13 protein-coding genes and 1 pseudogene are annotated in these 21,047 nt (G+C 63.2%); 10 read left to right on the top strand and 4 right to left on the bottom strand.

Annotated elements, in window-relative coordinates; translation table 11 throughout:
* Positions 1–157: 157 nt before the first annotated feature.
* The 5 genes and pseudogenes from uca to LCW13_RS07285 all read left to right on the top strand — a co-directional run bounded on the left by uca (position 158) and on the right by LCW13_RS07285 (position 9,564).
* Positions 158–3,997 (top strand): urea carboxylase, encoded by a 3,840-nt coding sequence (gene uca, locus LCW13_RS07300; RefSeq protein WP_225347919.1) that lies wholly within the window; start codon positions 158–160, stop codon positions 3,995–3,997.
* Positions 3,997–5,316 (top strand): annotated as a pseudogene (atzF, locus tag LCW13_RS07295) (allophanate hydrolase); the annotation flags it as partial. The gene uca and the pseudogene atzF, both read left to right, overlap by 1 nt.
* The gene (locus LCW13_RS17520; protein WP_404813683.1) at positions 5,293–5,829 is read left to right on the top strand and encodes an allophanate hydrolase-related protein; all 537 of its coding nucleotides are present in this window, start codon (positions 5,293–5,295) and stop codon (positions 5,827–5,829) included. The pseudogene atzF and the gene LCW13_RS17520, both read left to right, overlap by 24 nt.
* 344 nt (positions 5,830–6,173) lie before the next feature.
* Positions 6,174–8,369 (top strand): TonB-dependent siderophore receptor, encoded by a 2,196-nt coding sequence (locus LCW13_RS07290; RefSeq protein ID WP_225347918.1) that lies wholly within the window; start codon positions 6,174–6,176, stop codon positions 8,367–8,369.
* Positions 8,370–8,610: 241 nt separating this feature from the next.
* Positions 8,611–9,564: an ABC transporter substrate-binding protein gene (locus LCW13_RS07285; RefSeq protein WP_225347917.1), complete on the top strand. Its 954-nt coding sequence runs from the start codon at positions 8,611–8,613 to the stop codon at positions 9,562–9,564.
* Between the two features lie 175 nt (positions 9,565–9,739).
* Here the strand turns inward: LCW13_RS07285 and LCW13_RS07280 are convergent, their stop codons facing one another.
* Positions 9,740–10,423 (bottom strand): type 1 glutamine amidotransferase domain-containing protein, encoded by a 684-nt coding sequence (locus LCW13_RS07280; protein ID WP_215824280.1) that lies wholly within the window; start codon positions 10,421–10,423, stop codon positions 9,740–9,742.
* A 244-nt stretch (positions 10,424–10,667) separates the two neighbouring features.
* Positions 10,668–11,372 (bottom strand): SDR family oxidoreductase, encoded by a 705-nt coding sequence (locus LCW13_RS07275; RefSeq protein ID WP_225347916.1) that lies wholly within the window; start codon positions 11,370–11,372, stop codon positions 10,668–10,670.
* A gap of 169 nt (positions 11,373–11,541) precedes the next feature.
* Here LCW13_RS07275 and LCW13_RS07270 point away from each other — a divergent pair, with 169 nt between their 5' ends.
* Positions 11,542–12,483 carry a LysR substrate-binding domain-containing protein gene (locus LCW13_RS07270; RefSeq protein ID WP_225347915.1) on the top strand — a complete coding sequence of 314 codons (942 nt, stop codon included), beginning with the start codon at positions 11,542–11,544 and terminating at the stop codon, positions 12,481–12,483.
* A 134-nt stretch (positions 12,484–12,617) separates the two neighbouring features.
* Here LCW13_RS07270 and LCW13_RS07265 read toward each other — a convergent pair whose 3' ends face one another.
* Complete coding sequence (locus LCW13_RS07265; protein ID WP_225347914.1) at positions 12,618–14,810, bottom strand: OsmC domain/YcaO domain-containing protein; 2,193 nt, start codon at positions 14,808–14,810, stop codon at positions 12,618–12,620.
* Between the two features lie 268 nt (positions 14,811–15,078).
* On the opposite strand from LCW13_RS07265, the gene LCW13_RS07260 reads away from it, so the two are divergent.
* From LCW13_RS07260 to LCW13_RS17465, 4 genes are all read left to right on the top strand, one after another.
* Entirely contained in the window at positions 15,079–15,318 is a 240-nt protein-coding gene (locus LCW13_RS07260; RefSeq protein ID WP_107335026.1) for a hypothetical protein, read from the top strand.
* A 10-nt stretch (positions 15,319–15,328) separates the two neighbouring features.
* A complete protein-coding gene (locus LCW13_RS07255) occupies positions 15,329–16,855 on the top strand; it encodes a sodium:solute symporter family protein (protein WP_225347913.1) in 1,527 nt (508 codons plus the stop codon).
* Between the two features lie 136 nt (positions 16,856–16,991).
* Positions 16,992–18,404, top strand: a complete 1,413-nt coding sequence (locus LCW13_RS07250; RefSeq protein ID WP_225347911.1) for an amidase — start codon at positions 16,992–16,994, stop codon at positions 18,402–18,404.
* A gap of 299 nt (positions 18,405–18,703) precedes the next feature.
* On the top strand, positions 18,704–19,954 hold the full coding sequence (locus tag LCW13_RS17465) for a methyl-accepting chemotaxis protein (RefSeq protein WP_318527680.1): 1,251 nt from the start codon (positions 18,704–18,706) through the stop codon (positions 19,952–19,954).
* 129 nt (positions 19,955–20,083) lie between these two features.
* Here the strand turns inward: LCW13_RS17465 and LCW13_RS07235 are convergent, their stop codons facing one another.
* Positions 20,084–20,893 carry an SDR family NAD(P)-dependent oxidoreductase gene (locus LCW13_RS07235; protein WP_215824274.1) on the bottom strand — a complete coding sequence of 270 codons (810 nt, stop codon included), beginning with the start codon at positions 20,891–20,893 and terminating at the stop codon, positions 20,084–20,086.
* Between the last annotated feature and the right edge of the window lie 154 nt (positions 20,894–21,047).

The following is a 21,047-nucleotide window of genomic DNA, read 5'->3' as shown; positions in this document are numbered from 1 at the left end:
CGAACACGCATACGACAAGAAACGGCCGAGCCCCATCTGACGATGTCATCTCTCTTGCATCACTCGTCAGCTCTCAAAGGCTCTGCCCGGCTACCGGACGACCGGCAGCTCACAGTTTGAAGGCGGGACGACCCGCCGCCGGAAGGATGACTCCGTCATGTTCCACAAGGTCCTGATTGCCAACCGTGACGCCATCGCCACCCGAATCCAGCGCACGCTGCGTGCCCTCGGTGTCCAGAGCGTCGCCGTCTACGCAGAAGCCGACCGTGAATCCCCCTTCGTGCGCGAGGCCGATGAAGCCTACAGCCTCGGTGAAGGTGCCGCCGCCGAGACCTATCTCGACATCGACAAGCTGATCGCCATCGCCCGCGAGAGTGGCGCCCAGGCCGTGCACCCGGGCTATGGTTTCCTGTCCGAGAACACTCGCTTCATCCAGGCCTGTGACGCCGCTGGCCTGGTCTTCCTCGGCCCGACCGTCGAGCAGATCCACGCCTTCGGCCTCAAGCACGAAGCGCGTACCATCGCCGAGAATGCCGGCGTGCCGCTGGTGCCCGGCACCGGCCTGCTGGACGATGTCGAGAGCGCACTGAGCGAGGCCGCCCGTATCGGCTATCCGGTGATGCTCAAGTCCACCGCCGGCGGCGGCGGCATCGGCATGCAGGTCTGTGACGACGAAGCCTCCCTCAGCCGCGCCTTCGATTCGGTCAAGGGCCTGGGCGAGCGCAACTTCGGTGATGGTGGCGTCTTCCTCGAGGCGTACATCGCCCGCGCCCGTCACCTGGAAGTGCAGCTGTTCGGTGACGGCGAAGGCACGGTGATCGCGCTGGGCGAGCGCGACTGCTCCAGTCAGCGCCGCCATCAGAAGGTCATCGAGGAATGCCCGGCACCCAACCTGCCCGAGCGCGTTCGCGACGACATGATCGCCACCGCCATCCGCCTGGGCGAAGCCGTCAATTACCGCAGCGCCGGTACCGTCGAATTCATCTATGACGCCGAGCGTCAGGCCTTCTATTTCCTGGAGGTCAATACGCGTCTGCAGGTCGAGCACGGTGTCACCGAACTTGTGTGGGGCGTGGACATCGTCGCCTGGATGCTCAAGTTGGGCGCCGGTGAGCTGGGCAATCTGCGCGAGCTGGTCGCGCCGCTGACTCCCCGCGGCCACGCCATGCAGGCACGTGTCTATGCCGAGAATCCGCAGCACGACTTCCGCCCTTCCAGCGGCCTGCTCACCGAGGTGGAGTTCGCCAATGACGCCGTGACCGCCGCCCTCGCCGACGACAGCCAGCTGCGGGTGGATCACTCCATCGAGGCCGGCTTCGAGGTCCCCGCCTGGTTCGACCCGATGCTGGCCAAGGTGATGGTGCACGCACCAACTCGCGAACAGGCGCGCGGCGATCTCTCCAAGGCATTGGCGGCCTCTCGCCTCTACGGCATCGAGACCAACCGTCAGTGGCTGTCGCACCTGCTGGAAGACCCGCGCTTCATCAATGTCGAGATCTACACCCGCTGGCTGGAAGGCCTCGAGTGGGCCGCGCCGACCTTCGAGGTACTCGTCCCCGGCACTCTGACCACCGTGCAGGACATGCCGGGTCGCCTGGGCCACTGGGATGTGGGCGTGCCGCCCTCCGGCCCCTTCGATGACTACGCCTTCCGTCTCGGCAATGCGCTGCTGGGCAACGCCGCCGATGCCGCAGGCCTCGAGATCACTCTCAATGGCCCGACGCTGCACTTCCACCGCGCCACGCGCGTGGTACTGGCCGGCGCACCGCTGCCCGCCACGCTGTCCGTTTCAGCACCGCAAGACAGCGCTGCTGACGCCGCGACTCACGAACTTGCCCTGTGGCAGGTGCATGAGATCGCCGCTGGCAGCACCCTGAGTCTGGGCAAGGTCGCTGCTGGCGCGCGCAGCTATCTGCTGATCGCCGGCGGCATCGACTGCCCGCAGTATCTGGGCTCGCGCGCGACCTTCACCCTGGGCCAGTTCGGCGGCCATGCCGGACGTGCGCTGCGCAGTGGCGACACCCTGCCGCTGGCCGATCTCGCCGAGTGCCGCCCGCCCGCCCTGACCCGGCTGCCCGAGGCGCTGATCCCGCAGGGCGCTGGCCTGGTCGCGGATGAACAAGGCGGGAACGCTCAAGACAGGACACAAGGCCGCGAATGGCAGATCGGCGTGCTCTATGGCCCGCACGGGGCGCCGGACTTCTTCACCGAAGACGACATCAGCACCTTCTTCGGTCACCGCTGGGAAGTGCATTACAACTCCAGCCGCACCGGCGTACGCCTGATCGGCCCACGTCCGCAGTGGGCGCGCGCCGACGGCGGCGAGGCCGGTCTGCATCCCTCCAATATCCATGACAACGCCTACGCCTTCGGCACCATCGACTTCACCGGCGACATGCCGGTCATCCTCGGCCCGGACGGCCCGTCGCTGGGCGGCTTCGTGTGTCCGGCCACCGTGGTGCGTGCTGAGCGCTGGAAGCTGGGCCAGCTGGCCGCCGGTGATCGCATCCGCTTCGTCGCGCTGACTCTGGAGGAAGCCCGCACCATCGAGGTGCAGCAGGACGCCGTGATCGCCGCCCTCGCCAGTGGCCAGCTCGACACTCTGGAAAAGGGCCTGACGGAAACCGGCGGCGCCACGCTGAGCGCCATCGCCGCAAAACGTCCGCGCCCCGATGACTCGCCGGTGCTCAAGCGCCTGAGCGCCGAACAAGGCGGCGAGCAGATCGTCTATCGCCGCGCCGGCGATGACTTCCTGCTGATCGAATTCGGCCAGATGGAGCTGGATATCGCGCTGCGCTTCCGCGCCCACGCCTGGATGCTGTGGCTCAAGGAGCACCCGCTGCCCGGCCTGATGGAGATGACCCCGGGCATTCGCTCGCTGCAACTGCATTACGACCCGCGCAGCCTGACGCTCGAGACGTTGATGGCGCATCTCGAACAGGCCGAAGTCGCGCTCAAGGATGTCGAGGACATCGAGATCGAGGCCCGCACTGTGCACCTGCCGCTGTCCTGGGACGATCCGGCGTGTCAGCAGGCCATCGACAAGTACCAGCGCTCGGTGCGCCCGGATGCCCCCTGGTGCCCGAGCAATCTGGAATTCATTCGCCGCATCAATGGCCTCGCCGATGAGGCGGCAGTGCGCGAGACGGTGCTCAACGCCCGCTATCTGGTGATGGGCCTCGGCGATGTCTATCTCGGCGCGCCGGTGGCCACGCCGCTGGACCCGCGCCAGCGGCTGGTGACCACCAAGTACAACCCGGCACGTACCTGGACCGCCGAGAACTCGGTGGGCATCGGTGGCGCCTATCTGTGCGTGTATGGCATGGAAGGCCCGGGCGGTTATCAGTTCGTCGGCCGCACGCTGCAGATGTGGAATCGCTATCGCCGCACCGAGCACTTCACTACCCCGTGGCTGCTGCGCGTGTTCGATCAGCTGCGCTTCCATCCGGTCAGCCATGCAGCGCTCGAGCAGATCCGTCGTGATCACCCTCAGGGGCGTTACGACCTCAAGATCGAGAAGACGCGCTTCCGTCTCGCCGATTATCAAGCACAGATCGCCGAACACCAGGCCGAGACCGATGCCTTCCGCGAACGCCGCCAGGCCGCCTTCCAGCAGGAAATCGACGACTGGCATGCGCGCGGCCAGTTCACCTTCGAGGATCAGATCAATGAGGTGCAGGAAGCCGACAGCCTGAGTGATGACGAGCTGGGCATCGAGACACCGGTCACCGGCAGCCTGTGGAAGCTGGAAGTCGCTGAGGGCGATGACGTCGAGGCCGGCCAGGTGGTGGCGCTGGTCGAGTCGATGAAGATGGAAGTCGAGATTCGCACCCACACCGCTGGCCGTGTCGTGCGCCTGCCGATCAAGGAAGGCAGCGGCGTCGCCCCCGGCCAACCACTGATCGTGCTGTCGACCGCCGTGGAAGCCACGGATTCCGCTGATGCCAGCGCACCAGACAACACCCGATCGACCCTGTCCTCCGAGGAGACGCTGTGATGATGACCCATACCCCGCTCAACCTGAGCATCACGGCGCTGAGCAAGGCCTATCAGGCCGGTGAGATGACGCCGCGCCAACTGGTGGATGAGCTGCTGGCCGCGCAGGCCGAGACCGACGCCGCCTGGATCACCCGCCTGTCAGCACAGCAGCTGGAACCCTATCTGGCACGTCTGGACGACGTGGCGCCCGAGTCGCTGCCGCTCTACGGCATTCCCTTCGCGATCAAGGACAATATCGATCTCGCCGGCGTGACCACCACCGCCGGTTGCCCGGAATTTGCCTACACGCCGAGCGATGATGCCTTCGTGGTCAAGCAGCTGATCGCGGCAGGCGCGATTCCGATGGGCAAGACCAATCTGGACCAGTTCGCCACCGGGCTGGTCGGGGAACGCGCCTTGCCGGTCTACGGCACCCCGGCCAATGCCTTCGACCCCGCCTATGTGCCGGGTGGCTCCAGCAGTGGCTCCGCCGTCGTCACCGCCCAGGGCCAGGTCAGCTTCGCGCTGGGCACGGACACGGCAGGTTCCGGCCGGGTTCCGGCCTGCTTCAACAATCTGGTCGGCGTGAAGCCGACGCTTGGCCTGCTCAGTGGAGGTGGTGTGGTACCGGCCTGCGCGACGCTGGATACCATCTCCATCTTCGCGCTGGGCTGAGATGATGCCGCGAAGGTGCTGTCAGTCACCGCACAGTTCGATGCCGACAACCGCTGGGCGCGCGAGCATGACTTCAGCGTTCACGGCCAGGCCTATGGCGTGCTGCCCGACCTGGCTGGCCTGCGCATCGGCGTGCCGCCGCGGGCTCAGTGGCATACCGACAGCGATTACAGCGGCTACATGGAAGCCGCGATGCGCCAGTGCAAAGCGCTGGGGGCCGAGCTGGTCGAGCTGGATTGCAGCCCGCTGCTGGCCGCCGCGCGCCTGCTGTATGAAGGCCCCTGGGTGGCGGAGCGTTATCACGCGGTGCGCGAGCTGATCGAGCGCAACCCCGAGGCGCTGCACCCGGTGACTCGCGAGATCACCCTCGGCGGTGCCACGCCGCTGGCCGTCGATGCCTTCGATGCGCGCTATCAACTGGCCGAATACCGCCGTCAGGCCGAGGCGCTGCTGGCGCAGGTCGACGTGATGCTGGCGCCGACCACGCCGCGCCTGCCCACCAAGGCGGAATTGGCCGAGGCGCCGATCGCGGTCAATTCGGAGCTGGGCACCTGGACCAACTTCATGAACCTGCTGGATCTCAGCGCGCTGGCCGTGCCGGTGGGCTTCAATCGCCAGGGCCTGCCGGGGGGCGTGACGCTGTTCGCGCCCGCCTTCGAAGACCTGCAGCTGCTCAGCATCGCGCGTCTGCTCGAGCACGAATTCGCGCTGCCGCTGGGTGCCAGCGCCGTCGCCCGTCCTCAGGCGCGCCTCGCGGAAAGCCAGCTGCCCGCGGCGGCCAATGGCCGACTCGAGATCGCCGTCTGCGGCGCACACCTCAGTGGCATGCCGCTCAATCATCAGCTCACCCAGCGCGAGGCCCGTCTGGTCGCGCGCACTCACAGCGCACCCAGCTACCGCCTCTATCAACTGGATGACGCGACACCCGCCAAACCGGCCATGCTGCGTGCCCCGCAAGACGGCACCAGCATCGCGCTGGAGGTCTGGTCTCTGCCCATCGACAGTGTCGGCAGCTTCCTCGCCGGCATCCCCTTCCCGCTGGGACTGGGCCAGATCGAACTCGAAGATAGCCGCTGGGTCGCGGGCTTCATCTGCTCGGTGTCCGCTGACAGCGGCGTGCCGATGACGGACATCAGCGAGTACGGCGGCTGGAAGGCGTGGGTGGAGCGCGAGTAAGCGCGCCGTAACCCCTGATCCGCCCTGCATCGCAGAACCAGGAGCCACAGCCCAAAAGCAACAGCCCTGAAACGAAACGCCCCGCGACCGGATGAACGGTCGCGGGGCGTTTCAGTATGACGCTTGCGTGCGTGGCCTGAATGTGTCGAACACGTGGCCCGGCAGCTGTCTCTGGCCTGCCGCATGACCAGACCCATCGCCCGATAGCACCATGCCGGGCTCATGAAGTTCCCCGAAATTTTCATTCTTGGCATCCCGCAAAGCGTGTCTGGCATTTCGCAAAACAAAAGTGCCGCCAGCGGGTAAATAATAATGATTATTATAAACAACTAGGGAACGCAGTCTTGGCTCACTCACTCCGCCGTCCAGGTTTCACTCGCTCGCCACTCGCCCTCTCCATTGCGCTCGCGACCTCGTCACTGCTCAGTGCCACCGCTATCGCGGATGAGACTCGCACGCTTGAGGCGATGACCATCGTCGGCGAGGCGCAAGGCGGCACCACGGAAGAGACTCAGGCGTATACGGTCGACTCCAGCACCAGCGCCAATGGCTTGACCCTGTCGCCACGCGAGACACCGCAGTCTGTCAGCTTTCTGACCCGCCAGCAGATGGATGATGAGGCGCTGACCAGCACCACGGAGGCGATCAACCGCCTGCCGGGCGTGTCCTCCAATCGCCTGGACGGCACCCGCGCCAGCTTCCAGTCACGCGGCTATACCATCCGCAATTTCCAGTTCGATGGCCAACAGAGCAACACCAGCAGCTTCTGGCCGTTCGGCGACGCCGAGTGGGACACCGCCATCTATGATCGCGTCGAGGTGGTCCGCGGGGCCACCGGCCTGATGACAGGCGTCGGCGACCCGTCCGCCACCGTCAACTTCGTGCGTAAGAAGCCGCTGGACGAAGCCGCGGCCAGCGTGACAGGCGCAGTCGGCAGCTGGGACCGACGACGTGGCGTGGTGGATGTCAGCACGCCGCTGGATGATGCCGGCAAGGTCGGCGTGCGCTTCGCGGCCGCCAAGGACCGCTCCGACAGCTTCATGGATGATGTCGAGAATGACCGCGAGACCCTCTACGGGGTGATCGCCGCCGAATTGACGCCTGACACCGAGCTGAACGTCGGGGTCGAGTATCAGCGCTATGACCAGGATGGCGCCTATCTGGGCGTGCCGCTCTACTACACCGACGGCACGCGCACCGACTTCGACCAGTCGGTCGCCAACAATACCGAATGGGCGCACTTCTTCACCGAGAACACGCGCGGCTTCGCCGACCTGACCCACTACTTCGCCAACGGCTGGAAGGCGACCGCCGCCTACAGTCATGGCGATGCCAACTACGGGCTGACCTACAACTACCGTGGCGGCTATGTGGATCGTGACAATGGCATCCTCTACTACGACAGCAATCGTCAGGTACCGACGACCTCGTATCTGGTCGACTATCGCGGTGATCGCACCCAGAAGAACCTGAATCTGAGCGCCGAGGGCCCCTTCGAGCTGCTCGGTCGTGAGCACCAGCTGGGCTTTGGCTACATGCAGCTCAAGGAAGAGTACGAGATCTGGAGCCGCACCCCGGCGAGCGCCGTGCCGGCGCTGGGCAGCTTCACCGATCGCGATGACCCGGCGCTGGCCGAGCCGGAATGGGGCGAATGGGGCCTGACCGACGACACCGAAACCGAGCAGAGCGGTTTCTACGCCGTGACGCGCTTCTCGCTGGCCGACCCCGTGCACCTGATCATCGGCGCCCGCCTGACCGATTGGGAGATCGACCAGGACTACCGTGGCGAGCGCAGCTATGAATACAACGACGAGTTCACGCCCTATGCCGGCCTGATCGTCGACATTACCGACAACCTCACCGCCTATACCAGCTACACGCAGATCTTCAACACCCAGAGCGAACGTGCCCCCGATGGCGCCCTGCTCGACCCGCTCGAGGGCACCAGCTATGAGGCGGGCCTGAAGGCGGCGTTGTTCGAGGACCGCGCTGACGTGTCCTTCGCCGTCTTCCGCAGCGAGCAGGACAATCTGGCTGTCGAGATCCCCGGCGTCTATGTCGCCGGCACCACCGATCAGGCCTACACCGAGTCAGACGGCGCCGTGGTCGAAGGCTTCGAACTGGAAGTGGCCGGTGAAGTCGCGCCGGGCATCAATCTCTCCGCCAGCTACGCACTGGTGGACGCCGAGGACTCCGATGGCACCCAGCTCAATACCAGCTATCCGCGCCAGCAGGCCAAGGTCTACGCCACCTGGCAGCTGCCCGGCGACTGGACGCGTCTGACGCTGGGCGCTGGTGGCACCTGGCAGGGTGATACCTACAAGGATACCGACACGCCCACCGGTACCGAGAAGGTCGGCCAGGGCGATGTCTTCCTCGCCAACGCCATGGCGCGCTATCGCTTCAATGACAACTTCAGCACCCAGCTCAACGTGTCCAACCTCTTCGATGAGGAGTACTACACGCAGCAGGGCTTCTACAGCCAGTACCTGTACGGCGCGCCGCGCAGTGCGCTGCTGAGCATGACCTACGACTTCTGAGCACGGGCCCGCCCTGCCGACAGGACACCCGTCTCCACACGTAACGCTTGCCTACCCACCGACAGCCCCTCCCCGCCAGGGGCTGTCATCTCATCTCTGGCCAGCGGCGTCTGCCGCCAGCCGATCCTACAAGGAGTCTCCCTTGCGACTCACGCGACTTTCCTGCGCCATCGGCCTGACCACCGTCATGGCTGCCTGCCTCACACCTGCCGTACAGGCACACGAGTCAGCGACTGCACACATGTCGTCTGCCAGAACATCTGCCTCCGCCGAGGCAACGGCGCAGTATCCGCTCACGATCGAACATGCCTTCGGTACTACCGTCATCGAGAACAAGCCGCAACGTATCGCCACCGTCGCCTGGGCCAATCATGAAGTGCCGTTGGCACTGGGCGTGGTGCCGGTGGGCTTCCCCCGTCAGGACTTCGGGGATGATGACGGCGACGGCATGATGCCGTGGGTCAAGGCGCGCCTGGAAGCACTGGGGGCCGACTCGGCCAATCTGTTCGATCAGGGCAAGACCCTCGATTTCGATGCCGTGGCCGCCAGCCAGCCGGACGTCATCCTCGCCGCCTATTCAGGATTGAGCGAAGACGATTACGCCAAGCTCAGCAAGATCGCGCCGGTCGTGGCGCGCCCGGGGCCGCGCTGGTCTTCCAGCTGGCGCGACATGATTCGCCTCGACAGTGCCGGCATGGGCATGGCCGCCGAAGGGGAAGCACTGATCGAGCGTCTCGAGGCCCAGGTCGCCGAGAACATCGCCGCCCACCCGGAGATCAAGGGCAAGTCGGCCATCACCCTGCGCTATATCGACCCTGAAGACCCGACCCGGATCGCCTTCTACAACGACAACGATGCCCGGGGGCGCTTCCTTGCCGAGCTGGGGCTGACCTCCCCGTCCTTCGTGACGGCAAGTGCCAGCGACGGCAAGATTGGCGGGCGAGTGCCCCCGCAACAACTGGCGGAGCTGGCCGACGTCGATATCATCCTGACCTACGGCGGCCAGGCGCTGATTGAGCGCCTCAACCAGCATCTTGCGGACAATGACCTGCCCACCTTCAGCAACGACAGGGTCATCCTGCTGGAGAATGACCCGATGGGCACGGCGGCCAACCCGACACCGCTCTCGATGCCGGAAGTGCTCGATGCCTACGTAACCCAGCTTGCGCGGGCAGCGAAAGCCTCGAATGGCTGATGGTGACTGGCTTGTTCTACTGAAACAGGCGACTGGCTCATTCTACTGAACCAGGCGACTGGCTCAGAACAACTGAACCAGCCGGGCGCAGCTGAGACCCGCCACCTGAAAGACGAAAACCCCGCGACCGGTGACCCGGTCGCGGGGTTTTTCATGGAGCCTGAACTCGCCCGATCTACTTCTTGAGGCTGTCGATCAGCAGCTCAGCGACACCTTCGGAAGACATCGGGTTCTGACCGGTGATGATCAGGCCATCCTGAATCGCGAAGGAGGTGAAATCGGCCTTCTTCTCATAGATGCCGCCTTTCTGCTGCAGGGCATCTTCGACCAGGAACGGCACGACATTGGTGAGGCCGACGCCTTCTTCTTCGCCATTGGTGAAGCCGGTGACACGCACGCCGTCCACGAAGGGAGTGCCATCAGGCTTGCGGGCGTTCAGCAGCACTGCCGGGGCGTGGCAGACGGAGCTGACCAGCTTGCCAGCCGCATGGAACTGCTCGATCAGACGGATGGAATCCGCGTCGTTGGTCAGATCCCACAGCGGGCCGTGGCCACCCGGGTAGAAGATGGCGTCGAAGTCTTCGACCTTCATGTCTGCCAGCACGGCGGTGGTGGCGAGGTCCTGCTGAGCAGCGGCGTCCTTGTCGAAGCGACGCGTGGCATCCGTCTGGAAATCCTCGCCTTGGCTTGCCGGATCCAGCGGCGGTTGACCGCCCTTGGGAGAGGCCAGCGTCACCTCGATGCCGGCGTCCTTCATGACATAGTAGGGAGCCGCCAGCTCTTCCAGCCAGAAGCCTGTCTTCTTGCCCGTGTCACCCAGCGTATCGTGGGATGTCACTACTACCAGAACCTTGCTCATGATGCTCTCCTCAACGTGCGGGATAGCCCGCAACGGTCACTTCACGAAAGATGTCGGCGACGTGATGGTCACCACGTGATGGTCACCAAGTGGTGCTCGCCCTGTGTTGAATGAAGCTTACTGCTCACATCACCATCGTCATAATCGATAGTCCGGATAGCCACTATCGCACACACAAATAGTTATCTTGCACCAGCGTGCTCATCGGCCCATTCACTCGCCAACTCGCATGCCGGCAACCGGCTCAATAGGTCGGCATCAGATGCACTTCGCGGATATTGGCACGCGGCGAGGCACTGATGGCGTAGAGCACGGCATCCGCCACATCCTGCGGGTCCAGCTTGTCCGGCTTGGGCTCATCGAAGAAGGCGGTATTGACCATGCCCGGGGTAATGGTGGTGCAGCGGCCTTGCCACTCGGCCATTTCCATCGCCAGGTTCTGGCCGAAGCCGTAGGCAAACCACTTGCTGGAGCTGTAGATGGAGCCCGCATGGTTGGCGCGGCCGGCCACGGAACTGGTGAGGATGAAGTGGCCCTTGCTCTCTCTCAGGTGCGGCAGGGTCGCGTGGGCGGTCCACAGCAGCGCATTGATGTTGATGTCGATGACTCGCTTCCACTCCTCGGGATCGCCGTTCTCGGTGCCTGTCTGGCTGACGCCGGTACCGGCATTGGCGAACGCCACATCCAGACGGCCATGCTGGGCCACGGCCTGCTCGACGACCTTGGCAAGCTGATCGTAGTCCGTCGCATCGGCGGCAATCGCCAGCACCTTGTCGCTGCCCAGTTCATCGACCAGCGCATCGAGGCGCTCCTTGCGACGGGCGGTCGCGACGACCTTGTGCCCGGCCTTCACCAGCGTGCGCGCGGTGGCCTCACCGATACCGCTGGAGGCGCCGGTGATCAGCACGATCTTTTCCTCTTCGGCTTGCGTCCGCTTCACATCACTCATGGCTCACTCCTGTGGGTCGCTTGGATCACTCGTCGTGTTCTGATCACTACCCTACCGCCTGCACTTGCCATCGTGATAATCGATAGTACAGATAGCTGCTATCATCCAGACAAATAGTGCTCACTCGCCAGAGTGCAGCCGCGACACTCCGCCTGCTCTGGTAGTCATCATGAAGCTCAACTACGACCTCAACCTCCTGCGCACCTTCCATGCGCTGTATCTCGAGCAGAACGTCACGCGCGCCGGCGAGCGTCTTCACCTGAGTCAGCCCTCGGTGAGCGCGGCGCTCTCCAGGCTGCGCGAGCTGTTCAATGACCCGCTGTTCATCCGCGACCGCCAGCGCATGCGCCCTACCGAGAAGGCCGATCACCTGTTCCCGACCATCGAGGCGGCGCTGACCGACCTCGATGGCCTGATCAACAGCGAGCGGCACTTCGACCACACCACCGAAAGCCGTCATTTCGAGATTGCCGCCAACGATTACTTCGAGGTGCTGATCCTGCCGCAACTGGCGACGATCCTGCGTGAACAGGCGCCGGGCATCACCCTCCAGGTACGCCGTCTCTCGCAGGACATGAGCGAAGCCGGCGTGATGAGCGGTACGACGGACCTCGCCTTCGGGCGTCAGGTCGATCCGCCCGAGAATCTGGTGGTCAGGGAAGTGATCACGGAAGGCATCGACTGTCTGGTCGGCAACGGGCATCCGCTATTGGAGCGTCTGGATGATGAAGGCCGCATGACAAAGGCGGATTTCGAGCACCACGCCCATGTGCTGGTACAGCCCCATACCCGCCTGAAAAGCGGCATCTTCAAGCAGCTCGAGAGCCAGGGGCTCAAGCGTGAGGTGGCCCTGGCGGTCACCTACTTCATGGCCGTGCCCTCGCTGCTGGAGCGCTCGCCACTGATCGCGAGCCTGCCCACCGGGCTATGCCAGCATTTCTGTCGCCAGTTCGCCGTCACCCGTGTGGCACCGCCGGTCGCCTTTGCCTCCTTCCCCTTCCACTTGAGCTGGCATCGCCGCTATCAGAAGGACCCCGCGCATCGCTGGATCCGCGAGCAGATCATTGAATGCTGTCAGCGTCTGGCGGAGGGACAGCAGGTGCTGCGCTAAGTCCTGAGCCCTGAGCCCTGAGCCCTGAGCCCTGAGCCCTGAGCACAGAAAATAAGCGCCCGGCTACGAAAACGGCCCCTCACCATCCAGTGAGGGGCCGTTCTTGTCATGCCACGGGATTCAGCAGGCGAGCATCAGCCCTGCTTGGCCGCCAGGGCAGCACGATGGGCGTGCAGTTTCTGGTAGCTTTCGATCAGACGCAGGTGGCGATCGAGCCCTTCCAGCTGCATGTTGGTCGGCTCCAGACCATGGAAGCGCACCTCGCCCTGCACGGAGCCCACCACGGCAGCCATGGTGTCTTCGCCGAACATGCGGCGGAAGTTGTAGAGGTAATCCTCAAGCTCCAGCTCGTCATCCAGCGTGATCTCCAGCACCGCCTTCATGGCCTGATAATAGAGGCCGCGCACGACGGTGTTGTCGTTGTACTGCAGGAACATCTCGACGCGATCCAGCGCGTCCTCGTGCTGACCCAGCGCGAGGTTGATCATCAGTTTCAGCTCGAGAATCGTCAGCTGACCCCAGATGGTGTTCTCGTCGAACTCGATGCCGATCAGCGTCTTGATGTCCATGTGCTCATCAAGCTGGCTCTCTTCGAGACGCTCGCCCAGGTCCGCCAGCTGCTCGTCATCGAGACGATGCAGATTGAGGATGTCCTCGCGGTAATCCAGCGCCATGTTGGTGTTGTCCCACACCAGGTCCTCGACCGGATAGACCTCGGAATAGCCCGGCACCAGGATACGGCACACCGGCGCGCCAAGATCCTCGTGCACCGCCATGTAGGCCTCCTTGCCGATCTCATCGAGGATGCCGAACAGGTTGGCGACTTCTTCTTCGTTGCTGCCGGAGAAGTCCCACTCGACGAACTCGATGTCGGTCTTGGAGCTGAAGAAGCGCCAGGAGACCAGACCCGAGGAGTCGATGAAGTGCTCGACGAAGTTGTTCGGCTCGGACACGGCCAGCGAGTTGAAGGTCGGCGGCATGAAGTCGTTGAGACCCTCGAAGCTGCGGCCCTGCATCAGCTCGGTCAGGCTGCGTTCGATGGCGACTTCAAAACTCGGGTGCGCGCCGAAGGAGGCGAAGACACCGCCGGTCTTCGGGTTCATCAAGGTGACGCAGGCCACCGGGAACTGGCCGCCCAGCGAGGCGTCCTTGACCAGAATCGGGAAGCCCTGGGCTTCCAGTGCCTCGATGCCTTCGACGATTTCCGGGTACTTGGCCAGCACCTCCTGCGGCACGTCCGGCAGGGTCAGTTCCTGCTCGAGAATCTCGCGCTTCACGGCACGCTCGAAGATCTCGGACAGACACTGCACCTGGGCTTCCGGCAGAGTATTGCCGGCGCTCATGCCGTTGCTGAGATACAGGTTCTCGATCAGGTTGGACGGGAAGTAGATCGTCTCACCGTCCGAGCGGCGAGTGAACGGCAAGGAAACGATGCCACGGTCCGCACGTCCGGAATTGGTGTCGATCAGATTGGAGCCACCCAGCTCGCCATCCGGATTGAAGATCTCCAGGCAGTAGTCATCCAGCACGCCTTCCGGGATCTCGTCATTCGGGCCCGGCTGGAACCACTTCTCGTTCGGGTAGTGCACGAACTCGCTGTCAGCGATGGCTTCGCCGAAGAACTGGTCGTTGTAGAAGAAGTTGCAGCTCAGACGCTCGATGAACTCGCCCAGTGCCGAGCACAGCGCGCTCTCCTTGGTCGAACCCTTGCCGTTGGTGAAGCACATCGGCGAGGCGGCATCACGAATGTGCAGCGACCAGACGTGCGGCACGATGTTGCGCCAGGAGGCGATCTCGATCTTCATGCCGAGATCATTCAGCAGGCCCGTCATGTTGGCGATGGTCTGCTCCAGCGGCAGGTCCTTGCCTTCGATCCAGGTGCTCTGCCCTTCTGGCGGCTCCGCCATCAGCAATGCCTGGGCGTCCTCGTCGAGGTTGTCGACCGTCTCGATCTCGAAGCCCGGGCCGGTCTGGACGACCTTCTTCACCGTGCAACGCTCGATGGAACGCAGGATGCCCTGACGGTCCTTGTCGGAGAGGTCTTCCGGCAGCTCCACCTGGATCTTGAAGATCTGGTTGTAGCGGTTCTCCGGGTCGACGATGTTGTTCTGCGACAGGCGGATGTTCTCGGTCGGGATGTCCCGCGCCACGCAGTACACCTTCACGAAGTACGCCGCGCACAGCGCCGACGACGCCAGGAAGTAGTCGAACGGGCTCGGCGCCGACCCATCACCCTTGTAGCGGATGGGCTGATCGGTGATGACCGTGAAGTCGTCGAATTTCGCCTCGAGCCTCAGGTTGTCGAGAAAGTTGACCTTGATTTCCATGAACGATGCACCGCTGTGAAGAGTGTGGGCGCCAGCACGCCAGTCAGACGGCTACGCGATGGCCGCCATTATCCAGATTTTGGGGGCCTGCGTCGCGGGTGAGGCGAAAAGCGAAAACGCCGTGACTTCCTTGACGGTAGGGGGATTGTCACCTATTGGTTAATTTATACGCATAAATACAATAATTGATGCTTTGCCATGCCTGGTTCCCTGCCATCGACACGACAGGTCACAACCCGCCCCACCAACCACAATAAAGGGGAATGCAATGAGAAAGCGCTTCACGACCCGCAAGGTCGCCATCTACGGCAGCATGCTGCTGGGATTCTTGATGCTCGAGAGTCCATTGATGCTGATGGCCAACAAGATCGAGCCCATGGTGATGGGAGTTCCGTTCTTCCTCGTCTGGAACCTGGTGTGGTGGGGCTTCCTCACCGCCGTGTTCCTGTATGCCTACCTGACCAACTGGGGTAGCGCCAGAGCCCCTTCCACCGGCGGCAAGCGCTGAGGAGCTCACCATGACTGGAAGCATCTTGATCATCGCGGCCTTCATGATCATTCCCTTGATCGTCGGGCTCGTCTCGGCCCGCAAGTCCCAGACGACGAGCGAAGACTTCTTCGTTCAGGGGCGGGCCATGGGCAGCATTGCCGTGTTCTTCACGGTGGCGGCCACCTGGTGGAGCGCCTTTGCCTTCCTGGGATCGAATGCCACCTTCTACACCAGTGGCCCGATCTATCTCACCGCGCTTGCGTGGAACCTGCTCTTCGGCTTCATGTACTACTGGGTGGGCAAGCGCGTCTGGTATCTCGGCAAGCGCTTTGACTACCTGACGCCGTCAGACCTGATGGGCGATTTCTACAACAGTGAAGCACTCAGAGTCCTCGTTGCCGTCATCACGCTGATCTTTACCGTGCCATATCTGCAGATCCAGCTGACAGGCGGCGCCTACCTGATCGAGGTCGCCTCCGGTGGCGTCGTGCCCTTCTGGCTGGCCGCACTGCTGTTCTACTTCATCATCATCGTCTATGTGTGGGTCGGCGGAATTCGCGCCATCGCCTGGACAGATGTGATCTACGGGGCGCTGCTGTTCTTCGGCATGATGTATGCGGGTTACTACATCGCCGGCCAGGCAGGTGGCCCGACCAGCATGTTCGCTCAGCTCGCCAGCGACTCGCCCGCGCATCTGACGCTGCCGGGGCCGAATGGCAACATGGGCTACTCCATGTGGTTCTCTCTGTTCGTGATCGTGGCCATCGGCGCCTTCATGGGTCCCCAGATCTGGCTGCGCATGTATTCGGTGAAAAGCGGCAAGCTGTTCGGCTTGATGCCCTTCCTGCTGGGGCTCGCCGCCTTCGCCTACTTCGGCTCGGTACTCACGGGGTACACCGGCGTACTGCTGGAGCCTGGCCTGGAGAATGCTGACCAGATCCTGCCCGTCATGCTGATGAACTATGCGCCCTATCTGCTGGCATCACTGATCATGGCGGCTGGCGCGGCAGCGGCGATGTCCACCGCCAACTCCCAGATCCATGCGGTATCGACCGTCGTCACCATGGATATCTACAAGCGCTACGTGAACCCGCAAGCGGATCAGAAGCGCATCGTCCACATCGGGCGCCTGTCTCTGGTCGGCTTCTCTCTGGCGGCCTACATCCTGGCACTGACCGTTCCGGGGCTGCTCGTCACCATCGGGATCGCGGCACTGGCGGGCACTGCTCAGCTGATCGTGCCGACACTGGGCGCCATCACCTGGCGCAAGGCACACCCGCAAGCGGCCTTCTGGGGCCTGATCCTGGGTATCGTGACCGTCCTCTGGCTGTCCTACGGCGCCAGCGTCAGCAACCCGCTTGGCCTGCATGCCGGCATCTGGGGCCTGATCCTCAATGCGTCAGCCTTCGTCATCATCAGCCTGGCCTTGCAGCGCAAGGATGCCGATGTGGTGGAACGCTTCGCGCGGGCGCGTCGGGATTACACCGCGGAATATCACCCGGAGCAGCTGGAAGATGATGCGGCTCCCTCACCTCAGGTGATCGAAGCCCGCTGACCAGCGACAAGGGCCTGCATTGCGCAGGCCCTTTTCATTGCCGAGAACATCTCACGTGCCGAGAACGTCCCACGTGCGAGTGCTTGATCACAGTACCTGATAGCCGGCACTTGATAGCCAATGGACAGGATCTGACATGACCCCAGCCTCTCTTCCCACGCAATTATCTGAATTGACCGCCACTGACGCCCTGACGCTATTTCGCCAGGGTGAGCTATCCCCTGTCGAGCTGACCCGGGACTGCCTGGAGCGTATCGATACGCTCAACCCCAAGGTCAATGCCTTCGTGCATATCGCCCATGATGGGGCAATGAAGGCGGCGAAAGACGCCGAAGCCCGCTGGATGAACGGCTCGCCCTGCGGCCCGCTGGACGGTGTGCCGACAACGCTCAAGGACCTGACGCTGTCCCAGGACATGCCGACCCGGTACGGCTCCGCCACCACATCACCCGACGGGGGGAGTGACGTCGATTCCCCCGTCGCCGCGAGCCTGCGCAAGGCAGGCGCCGTCTTTCTCGGCAAGACAGCCTCACCGGAGTACGGCTGGAAGGGAGTGACGGACAACCCCCTGCATGGCGTAACGCGCAACCCCTGGAATACCGCGCTGACGTCGGGTGGATCCTCAGGCGGGGCTGGAGCAGCGGCCGCGCTGAACCTGGGCATGCTCCATCAAGGAAGTGACGCGGGCGGTTCGATCCGCATACCCTGCAGCTTTACCGGCACCTTCGGCCTGAAACCCACGTTTGGCTGGATACCTCAATGGCCGACCAGCGCCATGTCGACACTCTCACACCTGGGACCGATGACGCGGACGGCGTCCGATAGCGCCCTGATGCTTGCCAGCATGGCAAGACCGGATGCCCGAGACGGATTGCTCGGCAACCCGCATGGTATTCATTGGAATGCGCCACTCCCATTGTCTCTTGAAGGATGGAAAATCGCTTACAGCCCGACGCTTGGGTATGTCGACGTTGCACAGGACATACGCCTGCGAGTGGACGAAGCGGTCGCTCTACTGTCGAGACTGGGCGCTGACGTCATCGAGATAGACCCCGGGTTTTCCTGTCCCCTCGATACCTTCAATACCTTGTGGTTCGCGGGTGCCACCCAGGTGGTCGAAAAGATGACCGACAGCCAGCGAGAGCAAATGGACCCGGGCTTGCTGGACATTGCAGAGCGCGGCAACAACATTTCCTTGTCGCAATATCTGGCGGCAAGACGAGAGCGGACTGCACTTTGCGCACACATGCAATCCTTCCACGAGCAATGGGATCTGCTTGTTACCCCCACCTTGCCCATTTCACCCTTTGTCGCTGGGCACAACGTCCCACCCGGCGAGAAATACACTGACTGGATGGACTGGACGCCGTTCAGCTACCCCTTCAACCTGACCCAACAACCCGCGGCATCACTCCCCTGCGGATTGGATGACAATGGGCTGCCTGTCGGACTGCATCTGGTGGGAGGAAAGTTCCAGGATATGAAAGTGATGCATGCGGCCATGTTGCTTGAGGAGATGCTTCCTGGCCTTGTCTATCCCAAGCCCTAGCCAAGAGAAGTCCATCAACCAGCCGCCGAGCTTATGGCATGCCTCAAGCCTCTGGCTTCAGCTCGCTTCACACCTCACTCCTCACATCCCACCCCGCCCCGCCCGAGCAATCGTGCGGGGCAAGCGTATTGATGAGAATCCTGATACCCACAGCATCAGGAATTTGATGCTAAAGATTGGCGAAGCAGTGTCGATAGTAGATTCAACAGTAAATAAACATTACTTCAGCACAATCGCATCAAGGATGTCCGCAGTCGATGACGGATTGGTGCCTCCCCTCTCTTGCCAGGAACTCTCCCATGCTGCTCGATCGTGCCCAGGCCCTGCGCCGTGCGCTGGAAGACCACACTGCCTGCATCTTCTTTCGCCCGGATGGCAGCATTCTTGGCGCAAGCGACGCCTTTCTGTCAGCGACGGGCTATCGCCGTGATCAGGTCGTGGGGCAGCATCACCGAATGTTCTGCTCGAGCGAGGTCCATCAGGCCCCGGACTATCAACACTTCTGGCAACAGCTGGCCGCCGGCCATTCACGCGGTGGCACCTTCGAGCGACGTGATGCCAGAGGCGCGACCTTGTGGTTGGAGGCGACCTACCTGCCGGTCATGACTCGCCGCGGGCGTGTGCGTTACATCATCAAGATTGCCCGCGATGTCAGTGAGCGTCACGAGAGCGCCAGCAGTCAGGACGCCATTCTCACCGCGCTCAACACCTCGATGGCAGTGATCGAATTCGCGCCGGATGGCACCGTGCTCAAGGCCAACGACAACTTCCTCAAGGTGATGGGGTATCAGGCCCATGACGTCATCGGGCAGCATCATCGTCGCTTCTGCGCTGACAGCTTCTATGAGGAAAACCCCGACTTCTGGCGCGAGTTGGCCAACAACAGCTTCAAACAGGGGCGTTTTGCGCGCGTCACGGCCAATGGCAGCCCGATCTGGCTGGAAGCGACCTACAACCCGGTGCTCGATGCCCGCGGCAAGGTGGTTCGCGTCATCAAGTTCGCCAGCGATATCACCGCCGAGATGCAGCAGCATCAGGCAACGCGAGACGCCGTCACTGCCGCGCGCACCAGCGCCCAGCAGACGGAGACCATCGCCGCTGACGGCCTGACACAACTGGCGGCCGCCGTGGAGGATGTCACCCGCGCCGGCACGGAAGTCGCGACGGCGCGGCAGGTCATCGAGGCGCTCAATCATCATGTGAGAAGCATCAACCAGATGGCCGAAAGCATTTCCCACATTGCGCAGCAGACCAACCTGCTGGCCTTGAACGCGGCGGTCGAAGCCGCCCGCGCGGGGGATCATGGCAGAGGCTTTGCGGTGGTGGCCCACGAGGTTCGGCGCCTGTCACAGGCCACTACGCAATCCGCCGAGCAGATCAGCAAGGTATTGCGCGACAACACGGCCTTGATCCGCCAGGGGGGCGAGCGCATGAATACCGTCGTCATCCACAGTGAAGCCGGCCAGCAGAGCGTCGATCAGACCCAGGCGGTCATCGCCGAGATCCTGGCCGGTGCCCGGCAGGTCAGCGCCGCGATCGATCGCCTCTGAGGCTAGCCGGCGCCATCCATCCGCCAGCCGTTGCATGCCCTTGCATACGACGACGCCCCGCCCACGCTGAGAGATCATCAGCATGAGCGAGGCGTCATATTGCAGCGTGACAGCGGTTCCCGGCGCGCTTCAGCCAGCCAGAGAGCCGAGCGTCTTCTCCATCGTCGCGACCACTTCACGGCACAGCGCATCATCGAGTGCGTCGGCGTGCGGCGGTGCGAATCGCTGGGCGTCGTTGTCGAAGTACTGACCATTGGCGCCGGCGAATTCCTCATCCAGTGCCGCACGCACCAGGATATCAGCACCGATACCCAGGTCCTTGCCCGGCACGCCGAAGCCTTCCTTGACCATCTTGCTGGCCAGCAGAGAGCCCGGGTTGACCGCGATCAGGATCGGTCCCTGGCCTTCCCAGTCCTGGGCAAGCGTGCGGGTCCACATGGTGATCGCGAGCTTGCTCTGGGCATAGGCCGCGTAGTGGTCGTTGAACGCGACCTCTCCGATCAGCGCCTTCAGGTCCACGGAGGATTGAGCCGCCGAGGACAGGTTGACGACCCGCCCGGCCGGACGCAGTGCCGAAGCCAGTTTCTGGGTGAGCAGATACGGGGCAAGGGTGTTGACCACGAAGCGCAGGTCGAGACCGTCAGCCGTCACGACGCTGGGGGCCTGGAAGACACCGGCATTGTTGATCAGGACATCCAGACTGGCATTGGCCGCCAGCACTTCGCTTGCCAGTGAATCGATGGCGGCCAGATCGGACAGGTCGGCCACGAAACCTGCGACACGCTCAGCCCCTGCCAGCGTTGCAAGTTCGGCGACGACGCCATTGACCTTCTGCTCGCTGCGCCCGTGAATCAGCACGCGATGGCCGCGCTCCAGCAGGGCCTTGGCCGTGACCAGGCCGATGCCATCGGTAGAACCGGTGATAAGGATGGTTTTCATGCGCTCTCTCCTTGAAATGTCACACGACGCTTGAGACGCGAACGACAGGGCGTGCCCTATGGCCACACCCTGTCGTTCATCTGTGCCAGCGCAGTGTCAAATGCTGCCGCCTGGATGGCTGGCGGGTCTCGCTATCAGACCTCTCTATCAGGTC

The sequence above is a fragment of the Cobetia amphilecti genome (genome assembly GCF_020217465.1).
Classification (GTDB): Bacteria; Pseudomonadota; Gammaproteobacteria; order Pseudomonadales; family Halomonadaceae; genus Cobetia; species Cobetia amphilecti.
Note: the sequence above shows the minus strand (reverse complement) of the source record. Positions and strands in the feature narration are given on the sequence as shown.

Coding starts and splice junctions, on each gene's coding strand:
- uca (WP_225347919.1), top strand. CDS start 158: ATGTTCCACAAGGTCCTGATTGCCAACCGTGACGCCATCGCCACCCGA.
- LCW13_RS07285 (WP_225347917.1), top strand. CDS start 8,611: ATGTCGTCTGCCAGAACATCTGCCTCCGCCGAGGCAACGGCGCAGTAT.
- LCW13_RS07280 (WP_215824280.1), bottom strand. CDS start 10,423: ATGAGCAAGGTTCTGGTAGTAGTGACATCCCACGATACGCTGGGTGAC.
- LCW13_RS07275 (WP_225347916.1), bottom strand. CDS start 11,372: ATGAGTGATGTGAAGCGGACGCAAGCCGAAGAGGAAAAGATCGTGCTG.
- LCW13_RS07270 (WP_225347915.1), top strand. CDS start 11,542: ATGAAGCTCAACTACGACCTCAACCTCCTGCGCACCTTCCATGCGCTG.
- LCW13_RS07265 (WP_225347914.1), bottom strand. CDS start 14,810: ATGGAAATCAAGGTCAACTTTCTCGACAACCTGAGGCTCGAGGCGAAA.
- LCW13_RS07260 (WP_107335026.1), top strand. CDS start 15,079: ATGAGAAAGCGCTTCACGACCCGCAAGGTCGCCATCTACGGCAGCATG.
- LCW13_RS07255 (WP_225347913.1), top strand. CDS start 15,329: ATGACTGGAAGCATCTTGATCATCGCGGCCTTCATGATCATTCCCTTG.
- LCW13_RS07250 (WP_225347911.1), top strand. CDS start 16,992: ATGACCCCAGCCTCTCTTCCCACGCAATTATCTGAATTGACCGCCACT.
- LCW13_RS17465 (WP_318527680.1), top strand. CDS start 18,704: ATGCTGCTCGATCGTGCCCAGGCCCTGCGCCGTGCGCTGGAAGACCAC.
- LCW13_RS07235 (WP_215824274.1), bottom strand. CDS start 20,893: ATGAAAACCATCCTTATCACCGGTTCTACCGATGGCATCGGCCTGGTC.